Annotated in this window: 13 protein-coding genes and 1 pseudogene; 5 read left to right on the top strand and 9 right to left on the bottom strand. The window is 71.3% G+C overall.

Annotated features, from left to right (window positions below):
• Positions 1–46: 46 nt before the first annotated feature.
• The 3 genes and pseudogenes from ACF062_RS11975 to ACF062_RS11965 all read left to right on the top strand — a co-directional run bounded on the left by ACF062_RS11975 (position 47) and on the right by ACF062_RS11965 (position 3,762).
• Positions 47–973, top strand: a complete 927-nt coding sequence (locus ACF062_RS11975) for a hypothetical protein (protein ID WP_392137602.1) — start codon at positions 47–49, stop codon at positions 971–973.
• Between the two features lie 104 nt (positions 974–1,077).
• Positions 1,078–1,209 (top strand): annotated as a pseudogene (locus tag ACF062_RS11970) (LPFR motif small protein); the annotation flags it as partial.
• Between the two features lie 111 nt (positions 1,210–1,320).
• Positions 1,321–3,762: a Tex family protein gene (locus ACF062_RS11965; protein ID WP_392137601.1), complete on the top strand. Its 2,442-nt coding sequence runs from the start codon at positions 1,321–1,323 to the stop codon at positions 3,760–3,762.
• 19 nt (positions 3,763–3,781) lie between these two features.
• On the opposite strand, the gene ACF062_RS11960 is transcribed toward ACF062_RS11965, so the two are convergent.
• The 5 genes from ACF062_RS11960 to ACF062_RS11940 form a co-directional block, all read right to left on the bottom strand.
• Positions 3,782–5,440, bottom strand: a complete 1,659-nt coding sequence (locus tag ACF062_RS11960) for an ABC-F family ATP-binding cassette domain-containing protein (protein ID WP_392137600.1) — start codon at positions 5,438–5,440, stop codon at positions 3,782–3,784.
• A gap of 543 nt (positions 5,441–5,983) precedes the next feature.
• A complete protein-coding gene (locus tag ACF062_RS11955) occupies positions 5,984–7,015 on the bottom strand; it encodes an oxidoreductase (RefSeq protein WP_392137599.1) in 1,032 nt (343 codons plus the stop codon).
• 101 nt (positions 7,016–7,116) lie between these two features.
• A complete protein-coding gene (locus ACF062_RS11950) occupies positions 7,117–8,796 on the bottom strand; it encodes a BCCT family transporter (protein WP_392137722.1) in 1,680 nt (559 codons plus the stop codon).
• 138 nt (positions 8,797–8,934) lie between these two features.
• On the bottom strand, positions 8,935–10,215 hold the full coding sequence (locus ACF062_RS11945) for a M14 family metallocarboxypeptidase (protein ID WP_392137598.1): 1,281 nt from the start codon (positions 10,213–10,215) through the stop codon (positions 8,935–8,937).
• Positions 10,212–12,191, bottom strand: coding sequence for a Xaa-Pro dipeptidyl-peptidase (locus tag ACF062_RS11940; protein WP_392137597.1), 1,980 nt, complete (start codon positions 12,189–12,191; stop codon positions 10,212–10,214). Before ACF062_RS11940 ends, ACF062_RS11945 begins: the two co-directional genes overlap by 4 nt.
• Positions 12,192–12,393: 202 nt before the next feature.
• Here ACF062_RS11940 and ACF062_RS11935 point away from each other — a divergent pair, with 202 nt between their 5' ends.
• A complete protein-coding gene (locus ACF062_RS11935; RefSeq protein ID WP_392137596.1) occupies positions 12,394–13,905 on the top strand; it encodes a M1 family metallopeptidase in 1,512 nt (503 codons plus the stop codon).
• Between the two features lie 69 nt (positions 13,906–13,974).
• Here ACF062_RS11935 and ACF062_RS11930 read toward each other — a convergent pair whose 3' ends face one another.
• The 4 genes from ACF062_RS11930 to ACF062_RS11915 form a co-directional block, all read right to left on the bottom strand.
• Positions 13,975–14,979: an oxygenase MpaB family protein gene (locus tag ACF062_RS11930; protein WP_392137595.1), complete on the bottom strand. Its 1,005-nt coding sequence runs from the start codon at positions 14,977–14,979 to the stop codon at positions 13,975–13,977.
• Between the two features lie 170 nt (positions 14,980–15,149).
• Positions 15,150–15,956 carry an alpha/beta fold hydrolase gene (locus ACF062_RS11925; RefSeq protein WP_392137594.1) on the bottom strand — a complete coding sequence of 269 codons (807 nt, stop codon included), beginning with the start codon at positions 15,954–15,956 and terminating at the stop codon, positions 15,150–15,152.
• Positions 15,957–16,165: 209 nt separating this feature from the next.
• Positions 16,166–17,662 (bottom strand): amino acid permease, encoded by a 1,497-nt coding sequence (locus ACF062_RS11920; protein ID WP_392137593.1) that lies wholly within the window; start codon positions 17,660–17,662, stop codon positions 16,166–16,168.
• A 160-nt stretch (positions 17,663–17,822) separates the two neighbouring features.
• Complete coding sequence (locus ACF062_RS11915) at positions 17,823–19,637, bottom strand: AMP-dependent synthetase/ligase (protein WP_392137592.1); 1,815 nt, start codon at positions 19,635–19,637, stop codon at positions 17,823–17,825.
• A 190-nt stretch (positions 19,638–19,827) separates the two neighbouring features.
• On the opposite strand from ACF062_RS11915, the gene ACF062_RS11910 reads away from it, so the two are divergent.
• Positions 19,828–20,598, top strand: a complete 771-nt coding sequence (locus tag ACF062_RS11910) for a MerR family transcriptional regulator (RefSeq protein ID WP_392137591.1) — start codon at positions 19,828–19,830, stop codon at positions 20,596–20,598.
• Positions 20,599–20,615 lie beyond the last annotated feature (17 nt).

Genomic DNA, 20,615 nt, shown 5'->3' with positions numbered 1-20,615 from the left:
GCGGCCACCGAGGAGCGCCATACCAACCAGTAGGTACCGTGCCCCCATGACCTCTTCGACGTCCTCCTCGACGACTTCTTCGACGGACCCCTCGACGACCTCGTCCTCGGCCGCCACGCCGCACCCGCGCGCGGGACGCCGCTGCCACAACGTCCTGAACTCCCTGCACTCGACGCACTACTTCTCGCCGGACGTGACGCGGGAGCTGGCCGGGCTCGGGATAACGCATCCCAGCGCCGTCAACTTCGCCGTGCGCGCGGCGGCCTTGGGCGCCGTCGGCGCGGGCACCGTGACCGCCGCCTTCTACAACTACAAGCACGAGCTCGTCGCGGCCCACGTCCCCGAGGTGTGGAGCACCGCCGCGCCGAAGGAGGTCCTCGCCGCGCGCCTGCGTGCCGTCGACGCCACGCTGCGCAGGCTGCTCGGCGAGGAGGCCGTCGCCTCACCGGAGATGGCGGAGGCCGCCGGGCTCGCGCTGCGCGCCGCCGAGGCCTGCACACGCACCGCGCGTCCCCTGTACTCCGCGCACGCCGATCTGCCCGTCCCCGAGGAGCCGCACCTCGCGTACTGGCACGCGGCGACGCTGCTGCGCGAGCACCGCGGCGACGGACACCTGACCGTGCTGCTCGGCGCCGAACTCGACGGCCTGGAGGCGATGGTGACCCACACCGCCACTGGCAAGGGCATCGCCCCTAAGTGGGTCCTGAAAAGCCGCGGCTGGTCCCAGGAGGAGTGGGACGCCGCCGAGGAGCGGCTGCGCGGGCGCGGACTGCTCGGCGCCGACGGCGAGTTGACCGAGGCCGGCATGGCGCTGCGCAAGGACATCGAGGCGGAGACGGACCGTCTGGACCGGGCACCCTACGCACACCTCGGCACGGCTGGTGTCGAGCGTCTGACGGAGCTGGGGAGCGCGTTCACCGGTGCGGCGCTGCGGGCCGGGGCGTTTCCGGCGGATCTGGTCGGCAAGGGCTGAGGCGCACTCCTGCGGGCACGGCGGCATGGCCCAGCGGCTGCGAGGTACCCGTCCGTCTCCTGGCCGCCACCCCGGCCGCGCCGGGAGACGAAAGGGGAATCCTCATGTTCCGTGCCATCGCGGACATACTGCGTCAGATCGCCGGCGCCATCGCCACCGTCGTCACGCTGCCGTTCCGTGCGGTGGCCCGGCTGTTCGGCGGAGCGTCCAGTTCCGCGGGGCGGGGCGGCCGGAGCGCCGGCCGGGGTTCCGGCCGCATGGGCCGCGCCCGCCGGGTCTGATCACCCACTGTCAGCGCCACCTGCCACAATTGCCCGGCAACCTCAGTGAGAAGGCGGTACCGGAACGTGGCAGCTTTGACGACGTCCACTCCCTCGTCCATCGAAGGCAGGATCGCCGAGGAACTCGGCGTGCGGGAGCGGCAGGTGAAGGCCGCCGTCGACCTGCTCGACGGCGGCTCGACGGTGCCCTTCATCGCGCGCTACCGCAAGGAAGCGACCGAGATGCTCGACGACGCGCAGCTGCGCACGCTCGAAGAGCGCCTGCGCTACCTGCGTGAGCTGGAGGACCGGCGCGCCGCGATCCTCGACTCGGTCCGTGAGCAGGGCAAGCTCACCGACGAGCTGGAGGCGCGGATCCGCGAGGCGGACACCAAGGCGCGCCTGGAGGACATCTACCTGCCGTTCAAGCCGAAGCGGCGTACCAAGGCGCAGATCGCCCGCGAGGCGGGGCTCGAACCGCTGGCCGACGGTCTCCTCGCCGATCCGGGAGTGGAGCCGCAGGCCGCCGCCGCGGCGTTCGTGGATGCCGACAAGGGCGTCGCGGACCCGCAGGCCGCCCTTGACGGAGCGCGCGCGATCCTCGCCGAGCGCTTCTCCGAGGACGCCGACCTGATCGGTGAGCTGCGCGAGCGCATGTGGGTGCGCGGTCGCCTCGTCGCGAAGGTCCGCGAGGGCAAGGAGGAGGCGGGCGCCAAGTTCGCCGACTACTTCGACTTCGCCGAGCCCTTCAAGGAGCTGCCCTCGCACCGCGTCCTCGCCATGCTGCGCGGCGAGAAGGAGGAGGTTCTCGACCTCGTCCTGGAGCCCGAGGAGACCGACGCCGCGCCGGGGGTGCCTTCGTCGTACGAGGGGATCGTGGCCCAGCGCTTCGGCATCGCCGACCGCGGCCGTCCCGGCGACAAGTGGCTTCAGGACACGGTGCGCTGGTCCTGGCGGACCCGCATCCTCGTACACCTCGGCATCGACCTGCGGCTGCGGCTGCGCACGGCCGCCGAGGACGAGGCGGTGCGGGTCTTCGCCTCGAACCTGCGGGACCTGCTGCTCGCGGCGCCCGCAGGCACGCGCGCGACGCTGGGCCTCGACCCCGGTTTCCGTACGGGTGTGAAGGTCGCCGTCGTCGACGCCACGGGCAAGGTCGTCGCCACCGACACGATCCACCCGCACGTCCCGGCCAACAAGTGGGACCAGTCCCTGGCCACGCTCGCGAGGCTCGCCAAGGAGCACGCGGTCGACCTGATCGCCATCGGCAACGGCACGGCCTCGCGGGAGACCGACAAGCTCGCCGCCGACCTCATCGCGAAGCACCCGGAGCTGAACCTCACCAAGGTGATGGTCTCCGAGGCGGGCGCCTCCGTGTACTCCGCATCGGCCTTCGCCTCGCAGGAGCTGCCGGATCTCGACGTGTCCATCCGCGGCGCGGTCTCCATCGCGCGGCGGCTCCAGGACCCGCTCGCCGAGCTGGTGAAGATCGACCCGAAGTCCATCGGCGTCGGCCAGTACCAGCACGACCTGTCGGAAGTGAAGCTGTCGCGTTCGCTCGACGCCGTCGTCGAGGACTGTGTGAACGGCGTGGGAGTGGACGTGAACACCGCCTCCGCCCCGCTGCTCGCCCGGGTCTCGGGCATCGGCGCGGGCCTCGCGGAGAACATCGTTGCCCACCGCGACGCGAACGGCCCGTTCAAGAGCCGCAAGGGCCTCAAGGACGTGCCCCGGCTCGGCCCGAAGGCGTATGAGCAGTGCGCCGGCTTCCTGCGCATCCGCGGCGGCGACGACCCGCTGGACGCCTCCAGCGTGCACCCGGAGGCCTACCCGGTGGTGCGCAAGATGGTGAAGTCGGCGGGCGGCGCGGTCTCCTCGCTGGTCGGGAACACGGCTGTGCTGCGCTCGCTGAAGCCGGACGATTTCGTGGACGACGTCTTCGGGCTGCCCACGGTTACCGACATCCTGAAGGAGTTGGAGAAGCCCGGGCGCGATCCGCGTCCCGCGTTCAAGACGGCCACCTTCAAGGACGGCGTCGAGAAGATCTCCGACCTGGCCGCCGGGATGGTGCTCGAAGGCGTCGTCACGAACGTCGCCGCGTTCGGGGCGTTCGTGGACGTCGGTGTCCACCAGGACGGTCTGGTGCACGTCTCGGCCATGTCCAGGAACTTCGTCAAGGATCCGCGCGATGTCGTCAAGCCCGGCGACATCGTCAAGGTGAAGGTCATGGATGTCGACATCCCGCGCAAGCGGATCTCGCTGACTCTGCGGCTCGATGACGAGGCGAATCCCTCGGGTTCGGGGTCGGGTTCCTCGGGGTCGGGTTCCTCGGGCGAGGCCGGTGGGGAGCGGCCGAAGCGCGGCGGGCGTCCGCCTCAGCAGCGGCGCCAGGGGCAGGGTGGCCAGGGGCAGCGCGGTGGCCAGGGCCAGCGTGGGCAGAAGCCGCAGCGGCAGGGCCCGCCGCCCGCCAACGACGCGATGGCCGAGGCGCTGCGGCGGGCCGGTCTGCTCGATCCGAAGCGGCGCTGAGTCCGGGGAGGGGCGGAGGTCAGAGTGACAGTTCCGTCACTCTGCCCTCCGTCACCTCCAGGCGGCGCGTCACGCTCACCGCGTCCAGCATGCGGCGGTCGTGCGTGACCAGCAGGAGCGTGCCCTCGTAGGCCTCCAGAGCCGACTCCAGCTGCTCGATCGCGGGCAGGTCGAGGTGGTTGGTCGGCTCGTCGAGGACCAGGAGGTTGACGCCTCTGCCCTGGAGCAGGGCGAGGGCCGCGCGCGTGCGTTCGCCGGGTGAGAGCGTCCCCGCCGGGCGCAGGACGTGGTCCGCCTTCAGGCCGAACTTGGCCAGGAGCGTGCGGACTTCCGCGGGTTCGGTGTCCGGCACGGCCGCGCAGAACGCGTCGAGCAGGGACTCCTCGCCGTGGAACAGCGCGCGGGCCTGGTCCACCTCGCCGACGAGGACGCCGGAGCCGAGGGTCGCGTGGCCCGCGTCCACCGGGACGCGTCCCAGGAGGGCGCCGAGCAGCGTCGACTTGCCCGAGCCGTTCGCGCCGGTGATCGCCACGCGGTCCGCCCAGTCGATCTGGAGGGTGACCGGGCCCAGGGTGAAGCCGCCTCGGCGCACCTCCGTGTCGCGCAGGCTCGCGACGACCGCGCCGGAGCGGGGTGCCGCCGCGATCTCCATGCGGAGTTCCCATTCCTTGCGCGGTTCCTCGACGACGTCGAGGCGTTCGATCATGCGCTGGGTCTGGCGGGCCTTGGCGGCCTGCTTCTCGCTGGCGTCGCTGCGGAAGTTCCGGCCGATCTTGTCGTTGTCGCCGCCGCCTGCCTTGGCGGCCTTGCGGCGCGCGTTCTTGACTCCCTTGTCCGCCCAGGAGCGCTGCATCTGGGCGCGGCTCTGGAGCGCCGACTTCTTGTCCGCGTACTCCTCGTACTCGTCGCGGGCGTGGCGGCGGGCCACCTCGCGCTCCTCCAGGTACGCGTCGTAGCCGCCGCCGTAGAGGTTGATCTCCTGCTGGACCAGGTCGAGTTCGAGGACCTTGGTGACGGTGCGGCTGAGGAACTCGCGGTCGTGGCTGACGACGACCGTGCCGGCGCGCAGGCCCCGGACGAAGCCTTCCAGGCGTTCCAGGCCCGCCAGGTCGAGGTCGTTGGTCGGCTCGTCGAGGAGGAAGACGTCGTAGCGGGAGAGGAGGAGGGAGGCGAGGCCGGCGCGGGCCGCCTGGCCTCCGGACAGGGACGTCATCTCCTGGTCCAGGCCGACGGTCAGGCCGAGGGACGCGGTGACCTCCTCGGCGCGCTCGTCGAGGTCCGCGCCGCCGAGCGCCAGCCAGCGCTCCAGGCTGTCCGCGTAGGCGTCGTCCGCGCCCGGGGCGCCGTCGACCAGGGCCTGGGTGGCGTCGTCCATGATCCGCTGGGCTTCGGCGACGCCGGTGCGGCGGGCCAGGAACGCGCGGATCGTCTCGCCGGGGCGGCGGTCCGGCTCCTGGGGGAGGTGGCCCACGGCAGCGGACGAGGGCGACAGCCTCAGCTCTCCCGCTTCTGGGGTGTCCAGGCCGGCGAGCAGCCTCAGGAGGGTGGACTTGCCCGCGCCGTTGGCGCCGACCAGGCCGATGACGTCGCCGGGGGCGACGACCAGCTCCAGGCCGGAGAAGAGGGTGCGGTCGCCGTGGGCGGCGGTGAGGTCTTTGGCGACGAGGGTTGCGGTCATCAGGGGGGTGATTCTACGGGTGGGGGGTGTTCGGTCTTTGTGCGCCTCAGGGGCGTTCGTGGTTCGGGCGCCTGAGGGTGTTGGGTGGGGCGGGGCCGCGGGGGTAGGTCCGTGCTCGCCATCTTGTTGCCTTGGGGGCGGGGCCGCGGGGGTAGGTCCGTGCTCGCCATCTTGTTGCCTTGGGGGCGGGGCCGCGGGGGTAGGTCCGTGCTCGCCATCTTGGCGCGGAGCCTTTGCTGCTTCGGCGCCCTTATGACCACCACTGTGCTCCGCGCGCACCTACCCCCACGGCCCCTCCGGCGCGCTCGCGGCTGCGGGGCCTCGTCGGTGCACGTCCCCTCTGGTGCGCTCGCGGCTGCGGGGCCTCGTCGGTGCGCGTCCCCTCCGGTGCGCTCGCGGCTGCGGGCCGTCGTCAGTGCACGTCCCCTCTGGTGCGGTCGCGGCTGCCGGCCATCGTCGGTGCGCGTCCTCTGTGGGGCGGTCGCGGCTGCGGGGCGTCGTCGGTGCGCGTCCTCTGCGGGGCGGTCGTGGCTGCGGGGCGGGCTATGGGGTGGCTGTGGGGGTCACCAGGACGCTGGTTGTTGTGCGGGCCACTACGTAGGAGTCGCCCTTTGTGGCCTTCGGGGTCAGGGGGACGCGGTGCTCGCCGGGCTCCAGGACCTCGTCGAAGATCTCGTGCACGTGGGTGCGGGACAGGCGGTCCATGCGGTAGGCGATCAGTTGGACCCGGCACGTCGAGGTGACTTCGAGCCGTGCCGCCTCACGGCACGCCGCCAGGGCCGTGAGGCGGCGCTGTTCCTGGGGGCTGCGGTCCAGGGCGTGCTCGATCTGGGCGACCAGGAGCGGCACGATCGGGGCGAGGCCGTCGACGTACGCCACCTCCGCCCGCGCTTGGTCGAACGCCGCGCGCACCGACTGCCGGGTCTCGTCGGTGACCTTGCGGCCGAAGGCGACGGCGCCGTAGGTGCGCAGTTCGTCGGGTGGGACGTCCGCCGCGTCCGCCGCGATCTCCGCGCCGATGCCGATCGTGCGCAGGGCCGCCGCCAGCTTGGCGAGGAGCGCGACGCGGGCGCCGATCAGCAGGACCCGGCGGCGGTTCCGCGGCTCGTCGGCGGCGAGCAACTGGCCGAGCGCCTCGCGGTATTCGGCGCCCCGGAAGCGGAAGGGCCCTATGCCTTGGTAGCCGTTGAGCTCCAGGTCGGCCGGTTCCGCGGTCTGCCAGGCGAAGTCGCGCCAGATGAAGTCGTCGCCGTCCGGGGCCTTCTCGATGACCGCGGTGACCGCGCCGCAGGCCAGGTCCTCGCATTCGGGGCAGCCGTAGATGACGTAACGCCCGTCGCGCAGCGGTGCTTGGGCCTCCAGGAGGAGACGGCGTACGTGTGCCGTGAAGATGGCGGGCGGGATGTCGGCGGCCAGCGGCGACACCGCGTCGAGGTCGGAGAGCTGGAAGAGCAGGGGGCGCCCGTTCACGATGAAGTCGACGAAATCCCGGTGCACTTGGAAGTCGCCGTTGGCGAGAACTCCACCGGCGCGCATGGCCGGTGCCAGACCGAAGGTCGCGTACTCGGCAGACATGCTGTGAGTATCCCCACCCGGAGGGTGATGTGAGCGCGGCATGACACATTCGGCTCGTGGCGGAGGCGACACGGCTCGTGCGTGCCGCCTCCGCGGAGCGGTCAGGTGGTCTTGACCGGGTCGTTGTCCGTCTCCAGGCCGTCGCCCTCGTCGTCCTGGGCGGGGCCGATACGGATCTCGAAGTCGCCGTCGTACTGCGCGTGGCCCGCGATCACGGCCTTCTCGACGGCCTCCGTGCCGTGCTCGCCGCGCACGATCAGCGGGTCGTGGCGCAGGTCCCTCATCAGGGACACGCACATCCCGATCATGACGAGCGTGAAGGGTGCTGCGACCAGGATCGTGAGGTTGCGCAGGCCGGTCAGCGCGTCGCCCGTGCCGTCGCCGATCAGCAGCATGATCGCCGCCACGGCGCCGGTCACCATGCCCCAGAAGATCACCATGAACCGGCCCGGCTCGAGTGCGCCCTTCTGGGAGAGCGTGCCCATGACGATCGACGCGGCGTCCGCGCCCGACACGAAGAAGATACCCACGAGGATCATCACGAGGAGGCTGGTGACGGTGGCGATCGGGTACTCGTGGAGCAGGCCGAAGAGCTGCGCCTCCGGGGTCGTCTGGTCCTTGAGGCCGCCACGGTCCGCGACCGTCATGGCGCTGCCGCCGAAGACCGCGAACCAGATGAGGCTGACCGTGCTGGGCACCAGGATGACGCCGCCGACGAACTGACGGATCGTACGGCCGCGGCTGATCCGCGCGATGAACATGCCGACGAAGGGCGTCCAGGAGATCCACCACGCCCAGTAGAAGACCGTCCAACTGCTCAGCCAGTCCGCGACGCCCTTGCCGCTGGAGGCCTCGGTGCGGCCGATCAGCTGGGGCAGGTCATCGAGGTAGGCGCCGAGCGACGTCGGCAGCATGTCGAGCATGATGACCGTGGGGCCCGCGATGAACACGAAGACGACGAGCAGCAGCGCGAGCACCATGTTGATGTTGGACAGCCACTGGACGCCCTTCTCCACACCGGAGACGGCGGACGCCACGAAGGCCAGGGTCAGCACGGCGATGATCACGACGAGCAGACCGGTGCCCGCGTCCTCCATCCAGTCGAGCACCTCGATCCCGCTGCCGATCTGCAGGGCGCCGAGGCCGAGCGAGGCGGCCGAGCCGAAGAGCGTGGCGAAGATGGCGAGGATGTCGATGACCCTGCCCCAGGCGCCGTGGGCGTGCTTCTTGCCGATGAGCGGTTCGAAGACGGCGCTGATGGTCTGGCGCCGGTTGCGCCGGAAGGTGCTGTACGCGATGGCGAGACCCACGACCGCGTAGATCGCCCACGGGTGGAGCGTCCAGTGGAAGAGGGTGGTGGCCATCGACGTCTCCATCGCCGCGGCCGAGTCGGCCGGGTCGGTGCCCGGCGGTGGCGCGGTGAAGTGGGCCAGGGGCTCGCTCACTCCGTAGAACATCAGGCCGATGCCCATACCGGCGCTGAACATCATGGCGACCCAGGAGACGGTGCGGAACTCCGGTTCCTCCCCCTCCTTGCCGAGGGTGATCTTCCCGTACCGGCTGACGGCCAGCCAGAGCGCGAAGACCACGAAGCCCGTGGCGGTCAGCATGAAGAACCAACCGCCGTTGTGCATCAGGCCGTCGAGCATGTCCGTGGTGACGTTCTTGAGCGAGTCCGTCGCCACCGCGCCCCAGACCACGAACGCCAGGGTGACGGCGGCGGTCACGCCGAACACCACCCGGTCCGTGCGGGGAGACCGGCCGCCGGGGGCGGGCGCCATGATTTCCTGGGCCCCTCCCCCGTCGTCCGCCTGTCGCTGATCCTGCGTCACAAGTGACACCTTTCAAAGGGGTCGATCGAATACGTCGAGATTTTGTTCCCGCTACCCCCTACCACACGTGACGCACATCTCCCCGCTTCAACAGCTCATGTCGGGCCGAGCTGTGACCATGTGATACGGCGCACGTTCGTCTAGCAGGAGTGGTATGAGGGCCCGCGCGGACTGCCGCAGCGGGACGTAGGCGCCGGACTTCTGGCGCTTCACCGTGACGCCGTGCAGCGCCAGTTCGTCCTTGATGTCGGCGTACTGGGCGGCGTCCAGGCGGTAGCCGCAGGGCGGGTCCTGGATGACCTCGGACGGCTCGGCGGGGTCGTTGTCGGCGCCGCCGAGGTAGACGGGGCCGTGGTCGCGGTAGCCCTCGGCGCGGGCCGCGCCGGTGGCACGCTCCAGGCGGGCGCGTCGCTCGTCCGAGTAGCCGAAGAGCCCGTCGAGTGCGGAGACTTGGGACTTCACGCGGCGGCGGTTGTTGAGCGCCTCGTCCTTCTTCTCGGCCTCGGTGACGGGGTCGACGCGGCTCTCGATGAGCAGGCCCGCCGCGTGCTTGATGCCGGAGACGTTGCGCAGGATGCGCTCCTGACCGTCGCCCGCGGTCTGCTTGATGGGTTCGCCGGTGACGGGGTCGGTCCAGATGCCGTAGGTACCGGTGGTGTATCCGTCGGCCTCGGCGGCCGGTCGTACGTACGCCTTCGAGAGAGTCTGCGCCTCCTTGTGCACCGCCTCGTCGGTGTTGAGGTTGCGCGGCCAGAGGTCGAAGAGGTCCTTGTCGTAGTACTTGGGGGTCGCGCCGTACTCGTGCAGGTCGTAGATGACGTCGGGCTCGCGGTCGCGGATCACGGCGGCCAGGGCGCGGCCCTCGGCGGTCTTCAGGGCGATGTGGTCGCGGTTGATGTCGACGCCGTCGGAGTTGCCGCGGGTGTCGGCGGCGCGGCCGTCCGGGTTGGCGGTGGGGACGACCAGGAGCGTGGTTCGCTCAAGGAAGCGCCGGGTCTTCTTGTCCTTCGCGTATGCCAGGTCGCGGACCGTCGACAGGCAGGCCTCGCGGCCCGAGGGTTCGTCGCCGTGCTGGCTGCATATCAGCAACACGGTGCTGCGGGTGGGGCGTTCGGCTATGCGGACCAGTTGCAGGGGGCGGTTCTGCTTGGTGGTGCCGATGCGGGAGACCGAGACCCGGTCGCTCGCCTTGTCGACGGTGGCCAGGAGCCGCTGTTCCTCGGGCAGGCTGGTCCAGCGGGCGCCGTCGCTCTCCTCGAAGCCGGTACGGGGTGGGGTCGGCGTCGCCTGGGCGGGCGCCGTCAGGAGCGGCGCGGCGAGCGCGGCGGTGGCGCAGGCCAGCGCCAGGGTGCGGATGCGCGGTGTCATGAAGTACTGCCTCCCGGGACGGGGTTGAGCGGACGCGGCGGGGCCACGCCGTCGAGACGGGACTCGCGGGGGGTGACGGATGTGGAGGTGGTGAACGCCTTCGCGCCGCCGGCCAGGGGCACCTTCGCCCAGGTGCGGGCCAGGTCGATGGTGAGCGTCGGCGTGTCGGCGGGCGGTTCGATGAGGTGCCTGTCGGTGCCCGCGACGATCAGTGCGAGGCGGTGGCCCTTGGGCACGACGTGGTCGCTCGCGGCGAGGTCGAGGGTGATGGTGTGGGGCTTGCCCGGGGTGAGCGGCCGGCCGCGGTCAGCGTCGGCCCAGTTGCCGAGGTCGGCCCAGCCGCGGCTGAAGATCGTGTGCTCGACGGCGGCGGTCTTCGCCTCCGTCTCCTTGAAGCAGGCGCTGTCACCCGCGGTGCTCGCGCCCCAACAGGTGCGTTCGGGGAGGGTGGTGATGCCCTCGTCGTCGTGGGCGTAGTCCCGGATGGTGGCGGGGCCGAGGTCGACGAGGACGGCGGAGAGGTGGGCGGTGCGGGTGGTGGGGGTCGCGGTGACCGTCACCTGGGAGGAGCCGGACAGGCGCAGGTCGCGGGCGAGCGGCTTGCTGATGAATCCGGCCTTGGCGGGGGTGGTGGTGTGGACGCTCGCGGCCCAGTCGGTCTCGCTCAGCCTCCGGTCGTCGGTGAAGGTCTCGGTGCCCTTGCCGGGGCGCGGGCCGAGAGTGCCGACGCCCGGGGAGGTGCCCTTGGCGGGGCGGAGCTTGACGGTGTCCGTGCCGCGCGGGGGCCAGACCCGGTCGGTGGTCCAGCGGTCGGGGGCGCGCTCGATGTCGGCCATCGGTTCGCGGTCGGCGCCGTTGTCGATGCCGAGGAGTTCGTGGTCGAACCAGCGGTGCAGGGTACGTACCCACTCGGCGCGGCGGAAGTCGAAGGGGTCGACGTGGCCGGCCTGGCTGAGCCAGAGCTTGCGGTCGACGCCGTGCTCGGCGAGGGCGTCCCACCACTGGCCGAAGTGCTTGGTGCGGACGTTCAGGTCCTGCATGCCGTGGACGGCGAAGACGCTGGCCCGCACCTTGCCGGCGTCGGGGACGTGGTCGCGCTCGCTCCACAGGCGGGTCCAGTCGCCGCTGCGGGGCGCGCCGTCGATCAGGCGCTGCTTGACGGCGCCGCAGCGGGTGCGGGCCTCGGGGCTCTCCACGGCCCGTGCGAGGCCGTCGGGGCCGCTGCCGAAGAGCGGGGCGCCCTTGGCGAAGTAGTAGTCGTACCAGGAGGAGATGGCGCCGATCGGCACGATCGTCTTCAGGCCCTTGACGCCGGTGGCGGCCACGCCGTTCGCCACGGTGCCGTCGTAGCTCTTGCCGATCATCCCGGTGCGGCCGTTGCTCCAGGACGCCCGCGTGCGTTCGTCGCCGGTGCGGCTGGTGTAGCCGCGGGCGCGGCCGTTCAGCCAGTCGACCACGGCCTTGGCCGACTGGACGTCGGAGCGGCCGCCGATGTCGACGCAGCCGTCGGAGCGGTTGGTTCCGGCGAGGTCGACGGCGACGTAGCCATAGCCGCGGGGGACGAAGTAGTTGTCGTAGTAGAGCGGGAAGCGGACCGGGTCGCCGTTCTCGTCGTACGTCTTCTTCTGGCTCTCGTTGCCCCGCCCGCAGCACGCGTAGTACGGGCTGGCGTCCATGATCACCGGGATGCGGCGGCCGGTGCGGTCCGGTTCGCGGGGTCTGATGATGTCGACGGCGACGCGGTCGGTCCTGCCGTCCGCGTCGCCGTCGATCCCGGTGTCGACCCAGACGGATTCACGTATGGCGTCCTCGTACGAGTACACGGGCCGGCTCTCGCCCGCGCGGCGGGGCACCTGGTCCGGCGCGCCCGAGGCCTGCGCGGCGCCCGGGGACATGAGGGTGGCCAGCAGGGCGGCCAGGGCCGCCAGCAGCAGCGGTCGCCTGAGGAGGCGGGCGCGTCGCGCACGTATCGGCATGGCGCGGAAGGTACACCGGTGAACTGCCGCGCGACAGAGGGCCGCACGGACCGCGACAGGCGCATGGGACATCAAGGCACATGTCGGCCGAATGGCGATCGTGTGACAGCCGGGACCATGGACATGACGCACGTGGGAGGGGCTGAATAGGGTCGTCGATCAAGACGAAACGTTTTTGTGCCCCTACGACTTGGAGCTTGACGTGCACCGCAGACTCATCGCCCCGGGCGCGCTCGCGGCCTCCCTCGCTCTGCTGGCGATCCCGGCATCGGCCGCGGACTTCTCCCCCGGGGCCCCGGGCATCGGCGATCCCTATTACCCGGCCAGCGGCAACGGCGGTTACGACGTCTCACACTACGACCTGAGGCTGAAGTACCAGCCCGCGACCGACCTCCTCGAAGGCACGGCGACGATCAACGCCCGCACCACGCAGAACCTTTCGCGCTTCAACCTCGACTTCGGCCTGAAGGTCTCCGAGGTGCGGGTCAACGGCAAGAAGGCGAAGTTCGAGAAGACCGGCGACCAGGAGCTGGAGATCACCCCGACCGCCGGCCTCACCAAGGGCACGCCGGTCACCGTCGTCGTGCGGTACGCGGGCAAGCCGTCCGAGACGAAGATCGGCGGTTACACGGCCTGGCACCGCACGCCGGACGGCGGCGTCGCGGCGCAGGAGCCGGAGGCCGCCGCGTGGTGGTTCCCCTCCAACGACCACCCGCTGGACAAGGCGACGTACGACATCTCGGTCTCGGTGCCCGACGGCACCCAGGCGATCTCCAACGGCGTCCTCCAGTCGCAGAGTTCCCGGCTCGGCTGGACCCGCTTCAACTGGCGCTCCAACAAGCCGCAGGCGAGCTATCTCGCCACGCTCGCGGTCGGCAAGTTCGACATCACGACCGACAAGACCGAGAGCGGCCTGCCGGTCCTCAACGCCTACAGCAAGGACCTCGGCGACAACGCGGGGGCGGCGCGGGCCAGCATCGAGCGGACGACCGAGGTCGCCGAGTGGCTGGAGACCGTCTTCGGCAAGTATCCCTTCAACGCGCTCGGCGGATACGTCCCGAACGTGAAGACCAGCTACGCCCTGGAGACCCAGACGCGGCCCTTCTACAGCCCGGCCGCGTTCGCGAACGGCTCCAACGCCTCCATCGTCGTCCATGAGCTGGCCCACCAGTGGTACGGCGACAGCGTCTCCGTGCACGGCTGGAAGGACATCTGGGTCAACGAGGGCTTCGCCCGCTACAGCCAGTGGCTGTGGTCGGAGAAGGAGGGCGAGGGCACGGCGCAGGAGCTCGCGGACTACGTGTACGCGCAGCGGTCCGCTGACGACCCGTTCTGGACGGTCAAGCCGGGCGACCCGGGGCCCGACAAGCAGTTCCACATCGCGGTCTACGACCGGGGCGCGCTCGCCCTCCAGGCGTTGCGCAACGAGATCGGCGACGAGGACTTCTTCGCCATTCTCAAGGGCTGGCCGCAGCAGTACGCGTACGGCAACGCCAAGGTGGGCGACTTCGTCAAGTACGCCGAGAAGATCTCGGGCAAGCCGCTCGCCGAGCTCTTCGACACGTGGCTGTACCAGCCGTCGCGGCCGGACGCGCCGACCGCGCGGGACGCCGGGTTCGCCCGGTCGGCCGCGGCGCCGGCCAAGCCGAAGTCATGGAAGCAGATCGCCGACACGAACGGTGTGCACGACCACGGTGACGGTCACGACCACTGAACGGTGGCCGGCGTCACCGGTGGTGGCGTGAGCCGCCGCTGAGGGTCTGGTGAACCACGCCGCCCGGTCTCAGTGCCGGGCGGCGCGGTGCCGTGCCCGGGCCCGCCGTGCGAACGGCAGGTAGCGCAGCCGCTCCGGCAGCAGCGGGACGAGCGTGCGGACCACGAGGCCGAAGCGGCGCAGGGCGCGTTCCTGGCGGGTTGTCCAGGGCAGGCCGAGTGCCTGGCGTGCGTCCGGGGGCATGAGGCCGATCGTGAGGAAGCGGCGGAAGCGGGCCAGTGGGGGCAGCAGCAGCGGCCACACGGCTCTGAGCAGGACGCGTACGGGGCGCGGGCCCCGGTCCGGCGGTGGGACGGAGGCGTCGGTGGCGGTCAGTTCCCGGGCCACCGGCGTCAGTTCGAGTTCCTCGGCCAGGACCTTGCGGTAGTACGGCCAGAACTCCTCCGGCGTCCGGGGCATGTCCCGGTCGTGGACGCCGAGGATCCGCCCGACCTGGAGCCACTCCGCGTACAGCTGCCGCTCCTCGGCCTCGGTGAACGGGCGGCCGAGGTAGCGCTGCGCGTGCCGGTAGACGGGGAAACCGGTGGCGTGGACCCAGGCGTAGGTGGCGGGCATGAGCGCGTGGTAGCGGTGGCCGCGGGTGTCGGTGCCCTGGATGGTGCGGTGCAGCACGCGGAGCCTGCGGCCCTCCGCGGCCGCCTCGTCGCCGCCGTACACCCACAGCAGGACCGAGCGCACGGAGCGCTCACCGCGGCCCCACGGGTCGGTCCGGAACACCGAGTACTCATCGACGCCCGCACCGACCGCCGGATGCGCGACCTGCATGGTGAGCGCGGAGGGCAACATCAGCAGCGCGCGAATGTCACCCGCGATGGTCCAGAGGATGCCGCCGGGTGGGGGTGGGGTGGGGTCTGAGGTGTGGGTGTGGTGGGGGTGACGGTGGGGGCGGGGGTGTGTGTCGCTACGGGCGCGGTCGTGGTGGTCGTGGTGGGCATCACTGGCGGCGTGTGCGTCACCACCGCCACCGGCACCGGCACGATCCTGGTCGCTGTCGCGGACATGGTCGGGCTTCATGCGACGTGCTCCTCGGCTGCGGGGTCGGGCCCGGCTGCCGGAGCGGATCTGGGCCGCGGGGTCCGTGCCCGGTGGTGCGTGTTCCAGTATGCGACCGGGAGTGCGTCGGCTGGTCGCGGGGGCGGAGGGTGAGGGAAGGGAAGCCACCGCACCGCCCCACGCGCGTCGGATCACCGCGCGGCCGCGTACGCCTCCACGATCGCGTCCGCCACGGCGGACGGTTCCCGCAGCGTCGGGAAGTGGTCGCTGCGCGCGAGCCGTACGAGGCGGCAGCCGGGGATCCGTTCGGCCATGATCTCGTTCGTCCGGACCACCTCGGGCTGGTCCCGCTCGCCGAGGACGAGAACGCACGGGACGTCGAGTTCGCCGAGCCGGTCGAAGGCGGGCGGATCGGGCACATGGTGCGGGTGGCCGGCGAACCAGGCCGGGATCGCCGACCTGATGTGCGCCTCGGCCTCCGGGTCGTCCCCGGAGCCCCCGGCGGCCGAGGTGCGCAGCACCAGCGCCACGATGCCGTCGACGTCCCCCGCCTCGGCGAGCCTGCCGACCTCGGCCGTGAACTCCCGCGAGACGAGGTCCTCGGCGCCCGTGACGCCCGGGACCACCAGCGCGAGGCCCGCCACCCGCGCCGGGTCACGGAGCGCGAGGCTGATGGCCGTCGCGCCGCCCATGCTCGATCCGGCGAGGACCGCCCGGGTGACGCCGAAATGGTCGAGGACCGCGATCAGGTCCTCGACCAGGGAGTACGGCGCGGTGGGCGCCGGCGACCTGCCGTACCCCCGCGCGTCGTAACGGATCACGCGGTACCGCTCCGTGAGACGGGGCAGGACCGGGTCCCAGAGGCGGGAGTCGCCGACCCCGGGGTGCAGAAGGACCAGGGGCAGGCCGTCGCCGCCCGTACCGCCGGGTCCCCCGCCCGGTGCGCCCGAGTCATGCGCCCAGACTTCGCCGTCCTTGACCGACACCATCGCGTCCATATGCCGAGTCTGTGGCGGCGAGGGCGAGGCCGCCAGGGGCCGCGCCTCGCGAGGGCCCGAATGCGTGCGTCCATGACCGGAACCCGCCGGGCCGGCGCGAGAGGGAAGCCTTCGAGGCCTCGCCGAACAGCACGGTGGCGTCACCCCGGAGAGACGTGATCTCCGGCGTGACGCCACCGTTCTAACAGTCCGGCTCTACCGGTCCGGCTCTACCGGTCCCGCTTCTCCTGCGGCCCGGTCAGGCCCTGCGGCTCCGTGAGGCCCTGCGCCTCACGGTCCACCCGCTTCCTGACGCCGATCCAGCCGATGACCAGGGCCACGCCCACGATCGGGATCAGGAACAGCGTCTTGCGGCCCACCTCGGCGTCCTGCCACATCAGGCAGAGGACGGCCAGCAGGAAGGCGATCGTCACGTACTCGGTGATCCCGCTGCCGGGCAGGCGGAACTTCGGCCGGGTGATCAGGCCTTGCTTCGCGCGGCGCACGAAGGCCAGGTGACACACCATGATCATGACCCAGGTGCCGATGATGCCGAGCGAGGCGACGTTCAGGACGATCTCGAAGGCCTGGTCCGGGACGATGCGGTTCAGGCCGACGCCGAGCACGCCGATGGAGGCGGTGAGCAGGATGCCGCCGTAGGGCACCTGGTTGCGGTTCATCCTCGCCGTGAACTTGGGGGCCGAGCCCGCCATCGCCATCGAGCGCAGGATGCGGCCGGTGGAGTACAGGCCGGAGTTCAGCGAGGACATGGCCGCGGTGAGGACCACGAAGTTCATCACGTCACCGGCGGCCGGTACGCCGATCTTGGACAGCACCGTCACGAAGGGGCTCTGGTCCGCCGAGTACACGGAGCCCGGCAGCAGCAGCGCGAGGAGGACGACCGAGCCGACGTAGAAGAGGCCCACGCGCCACATGATCGAGTTCACCGCGCGGGGCACGATCTTCTGCGGGTCCTTGGTCTCGCCCGCCGCGACGCCGACCAGCTCCAGGGAGGCGTACGCGAAGACGACGCCCTGCATCACGATCACGACCGGCATCATGCCGTTCGGCAGGAAGCCGCCGTGGTCGGTGATCATGCTCAGGCCGGGCTTCCCGCCGCCCACCTCGTGCTGGCTCGCCAGCAGGAAGACACCGATGATCATGAACGCCGTCAGCGCGGCGACCTTGATGATCGCGAACCAGAACTCCATCTCGCCGAAGTACTTCACCGAGATGAGGTTCACGGAGAGCACCACCGCGAGGGCGATCAGCGCGAGCACCCACTGGGGGATGTCGGTGAAGAAGCTCCAGTAGTGCGTGTACAGGGCGATCGCCGTGATGTCGGCGATGCACGTGGTCGACCAGTTGAGGAAGTACATCCAACCGGCGAAGTACGCGCCCTTCTCGCCGAGGAACTCACGCGCGTAACTCACGAACGAGCCGGACGACGGACGGTAGAGCACCATCTCGCCGAGGGCGCGGACGACGAAGAACGCGAAGATGCCGCACACGAGGTACGCGAGGGCGAGCGCGGGGCCCGCCGAGTTGAGGCGGCCGCCCGCCCCGAGAAAGAGCCCTGTGCCGATCGCGCCGCCGATGGCGATCATGTTGACGTGACGGGCCTTGAGGTCCTTGCTGTAACCGGCGTCGCCCGCGTCCGCGGGGGCCTGGGACGCATCTGTGCGGGATGCGTCCAGGGCGGCCGAATCTACGGCTTCCTTGCTCACGTGGGGGATCTACTCTCTGGTGCCCGGAAGAGCTCCGGGGTCCGGATGGTGCTCCGGCCCACGACACCCCTGACGCGCGCGGACCGACGGGACACCTTCCCTCAGAGATCGGCGCCCACGCGGTGGCGCACGTCACATAGCGGGACTTCTCACATGCTGGTCAGGGGGTGTACAGGGCATCGATGACCTGCTCGTACTTGTTGCGGACGACCCGGCGGCGCAGTTTCAGGGACGGGGTCAGCTCGCCGGTCCCGGGGCCCCACTCCTCCGCGAGGAGACGGTGGCGCTTGACCTGCTCGGTGCGGTTGAGGCGCGCGTTGGCGGCGGCCACGGCGCGGTCGATCTCCTCCCGTACGGCCGGGTGGGAGACGAGGCCGGAGAGGTCGCCCTCGATGCCGCGCGCGGCGGCCCACGCGGGAGCCAGCTCCGGGTCCAGGACGAGGAGCGCCACCAGGTAGGAGCGGCCGTCGCCGTGCACGAAGGCCTGGCCGATCAGGGGGTGCTCCTTGAGCGCGTTCTCGACGAGGGCGGGCGAGACGTTCTTGCCGGTCGAGGTGACGATCATTTCCTTCTTGCGGTCGGTGATCCACAGGAAGCCGTCCTCGTCGATCCGTCCGATGTCGCCGGTGGCGAACCAGCCGTCGGCGTCGCGGGCGCTGTCGGCACCGCCGTCGGGCCGCAGATAGCCGTCGCAGACCGTCTCGCCGCGCACGAGGATCTCGCCGTCGTCGGCGACACGTACCTCCAAGCCGTGGAGCGGGCGGCCCACCGAGCCGAGGCGGAACGCGTCAGGGGTGTTGGCCGTGACCACTCCGGAGGTCTCGGTGAGCCCCCACGCGTCCATGATCACCAGACCGAAGCCGGCCCAGAAGCGGGCGACGTCCAGCGGCATCGGCGCCGAGGCGCTCGCGGTCCACACCAGGCGGTCGAAGCCGGCCGACGCGAGCAGCGGGTCCAGTACGTGCTCCTTGGCCTGCCGGTACGCGGCCTCCAGCTCGGCGGACGGTTCCTCGCCGCGCTCGCGGCAGGCGACGTGCGCGCGTGCCGTCTCGTTCGCCGCCTCGACGGCGCGCCGCCGCTCCTCGGGCAGCCCGGCGAGCGCCGCCCGCACGGACGCGGCGAGCTTCTCCCACACGCGCGGGACGCCGAAGAACTGGAAGGGGTGCAGCTCACGCGCGGTGGCGGCGACCTGTGCGGGGTCGGCGCACAGGTAGACATGCGCGGCGCGCAGCACCGGCAGGTAGATGCCGAGCAGCCGCTCCGCGATGTGGGCGAACGGCAGGTAGCAGATGTGGCCGACGTGCGCGGGGAAGTCGACGACGGCGTCCAGGGCGATGCCGCCCACAAGTACGTTGCGGTGGGTGAGGCGCACGCCCTTGGGGTCGCCGGTGGTGCCGGAGGTGTAGACGACGGTCAGCGCGTCGCCCGGCCGGATCGCGTGCCAGGCCTTCTCGAAGGTTTCGGGGTCGAAGAGGCGGCTGCCCGTGGCGTGCAGCCGGCCGTACGTCCGGTGCTCGCCCGCATCGGCGGCCTCCACCACGACGAGGCGCTCCAGAGGGGCCGTGGCGTCCGTGAGCAGCGGCTCCCAGCGCGGGAGCTCCTGGGCGCCCTCGACGATCGCGAGGCGGGCCCCGCTGTGCCGGACGATGTGCGCGATCTGCTCGGGTGCCGAGGTGCCGTACACGGTGACGGGGACGGCGCCGAGGTGCGTCAGGGCGAGGTCGCTCAGCCAGTGCTCGGGGCGGTTGCCCATCATCATCAGGACGTGCTCGCCGCGCTCGACGCCGAGCGCCGCGTACCCGGCGGCGAGGACGGCCACCTCGCGCCGTGCCTCGCGCCAGGTGAGCGTCGACCAACCCTCGCCCGAGCGCCAGGAGAGCGCCGGGAGGTCTCCGTGGTCCTCGGCATTGCGGAGCAGCAGGGCGGGGAGCGTGATGCCGGCGGGGTCTGAGGGAAGTCGCAGGATCGTGGTCATGACCGCCTCCTGGTGCCATCGGCTGGGGCGTGAGCGGACGCGCGACCGGGGCTTCGCCGGACGCGCGACGGAGCATGTGACTGGCCCGGAGGGTTTCACAACACTGGTGTGCCAGCAATACTGTTGGACCGGATTGCCGCACGACCGGCGAGAGGTCCGCCGGAGCCGGCCGGGGAGGGAGGGCGCTGCGATGACGACGGACACCGAAAGCGTGTCGACGGACGCGGGGGCGGCGCGGCGCGGCGCCGAGGAACCGACGCTCACGGTCGACGAGCTGGCCGCGCGCGCGGGCGTGACGGTCCGCACGATCCGCTTCTACAGCACCAAGGGTCTGCTGCCGCCGCCGGTGATCGGCCCGCGCCGCGTCGGGCACTACGGCCAGGACCATCTGTCCCGCCTCGCGCTCATCGAGGAGTTGCAGCACCAGGGGATGACGCTCGCGGCGATAGAGCGGTATCTGGAGCAGCTGCCGCCCGGCCTGAGCGCGCACGACCTGGCGATCCACCGTGCTGTGGTGGCCTCCTGGGCGCCGGACTCCGCCGAGGACATGCCGCGCGCCGAGTTGGAGCGCAGGGCGGGCCGCGCGCTGAGCGGAGAGGACTTGGACCGGCTGGCGGCGATGAGCGTGATCGCCCGGACACAGGTCCCTGGGACGTACCGCGTGGATCTGGGGCTGCTGCGCCTCGGGGTGCGGCTGCTGGACGTGCCCATCGCGCACGAGACGATCCTGGCGGCGCGCACGGTCCTGATGGAGCACACGCGTTCGGCCGCGCACGAGCTGTCCCGTCTCTTCCGTGACGAGGTGTGGGGTCCTTACCGCGAGCGTGAGTCGGACCCTGAGCACGTGGCGGCGATGCGGTCGCTGTCGGCCCATATGCAGCCGATGGTGGTGCAGGCGCTGGTGACGGCGTTCCAGCGGTCCCTGAAGGAGGAGCTGCGGGAGTGGCTCAAGGAGAGCTGAACGCACAGCCCATGGAG

Source organism: Streptomyces sp. NPDC015345 (assembly GCF_043078805.1).
Classification (GTDB): domain Bacteria; phylum Actinomycetota; class Actinomycetes; order Streptomycetales; family Streptomycetaceae; genus Streptomyces.
The sequence above is the reverse complement of the archived record's forward strand: the minus strand, read 5'-3'. Positions and strand labels throughout refer to the sequence as shown.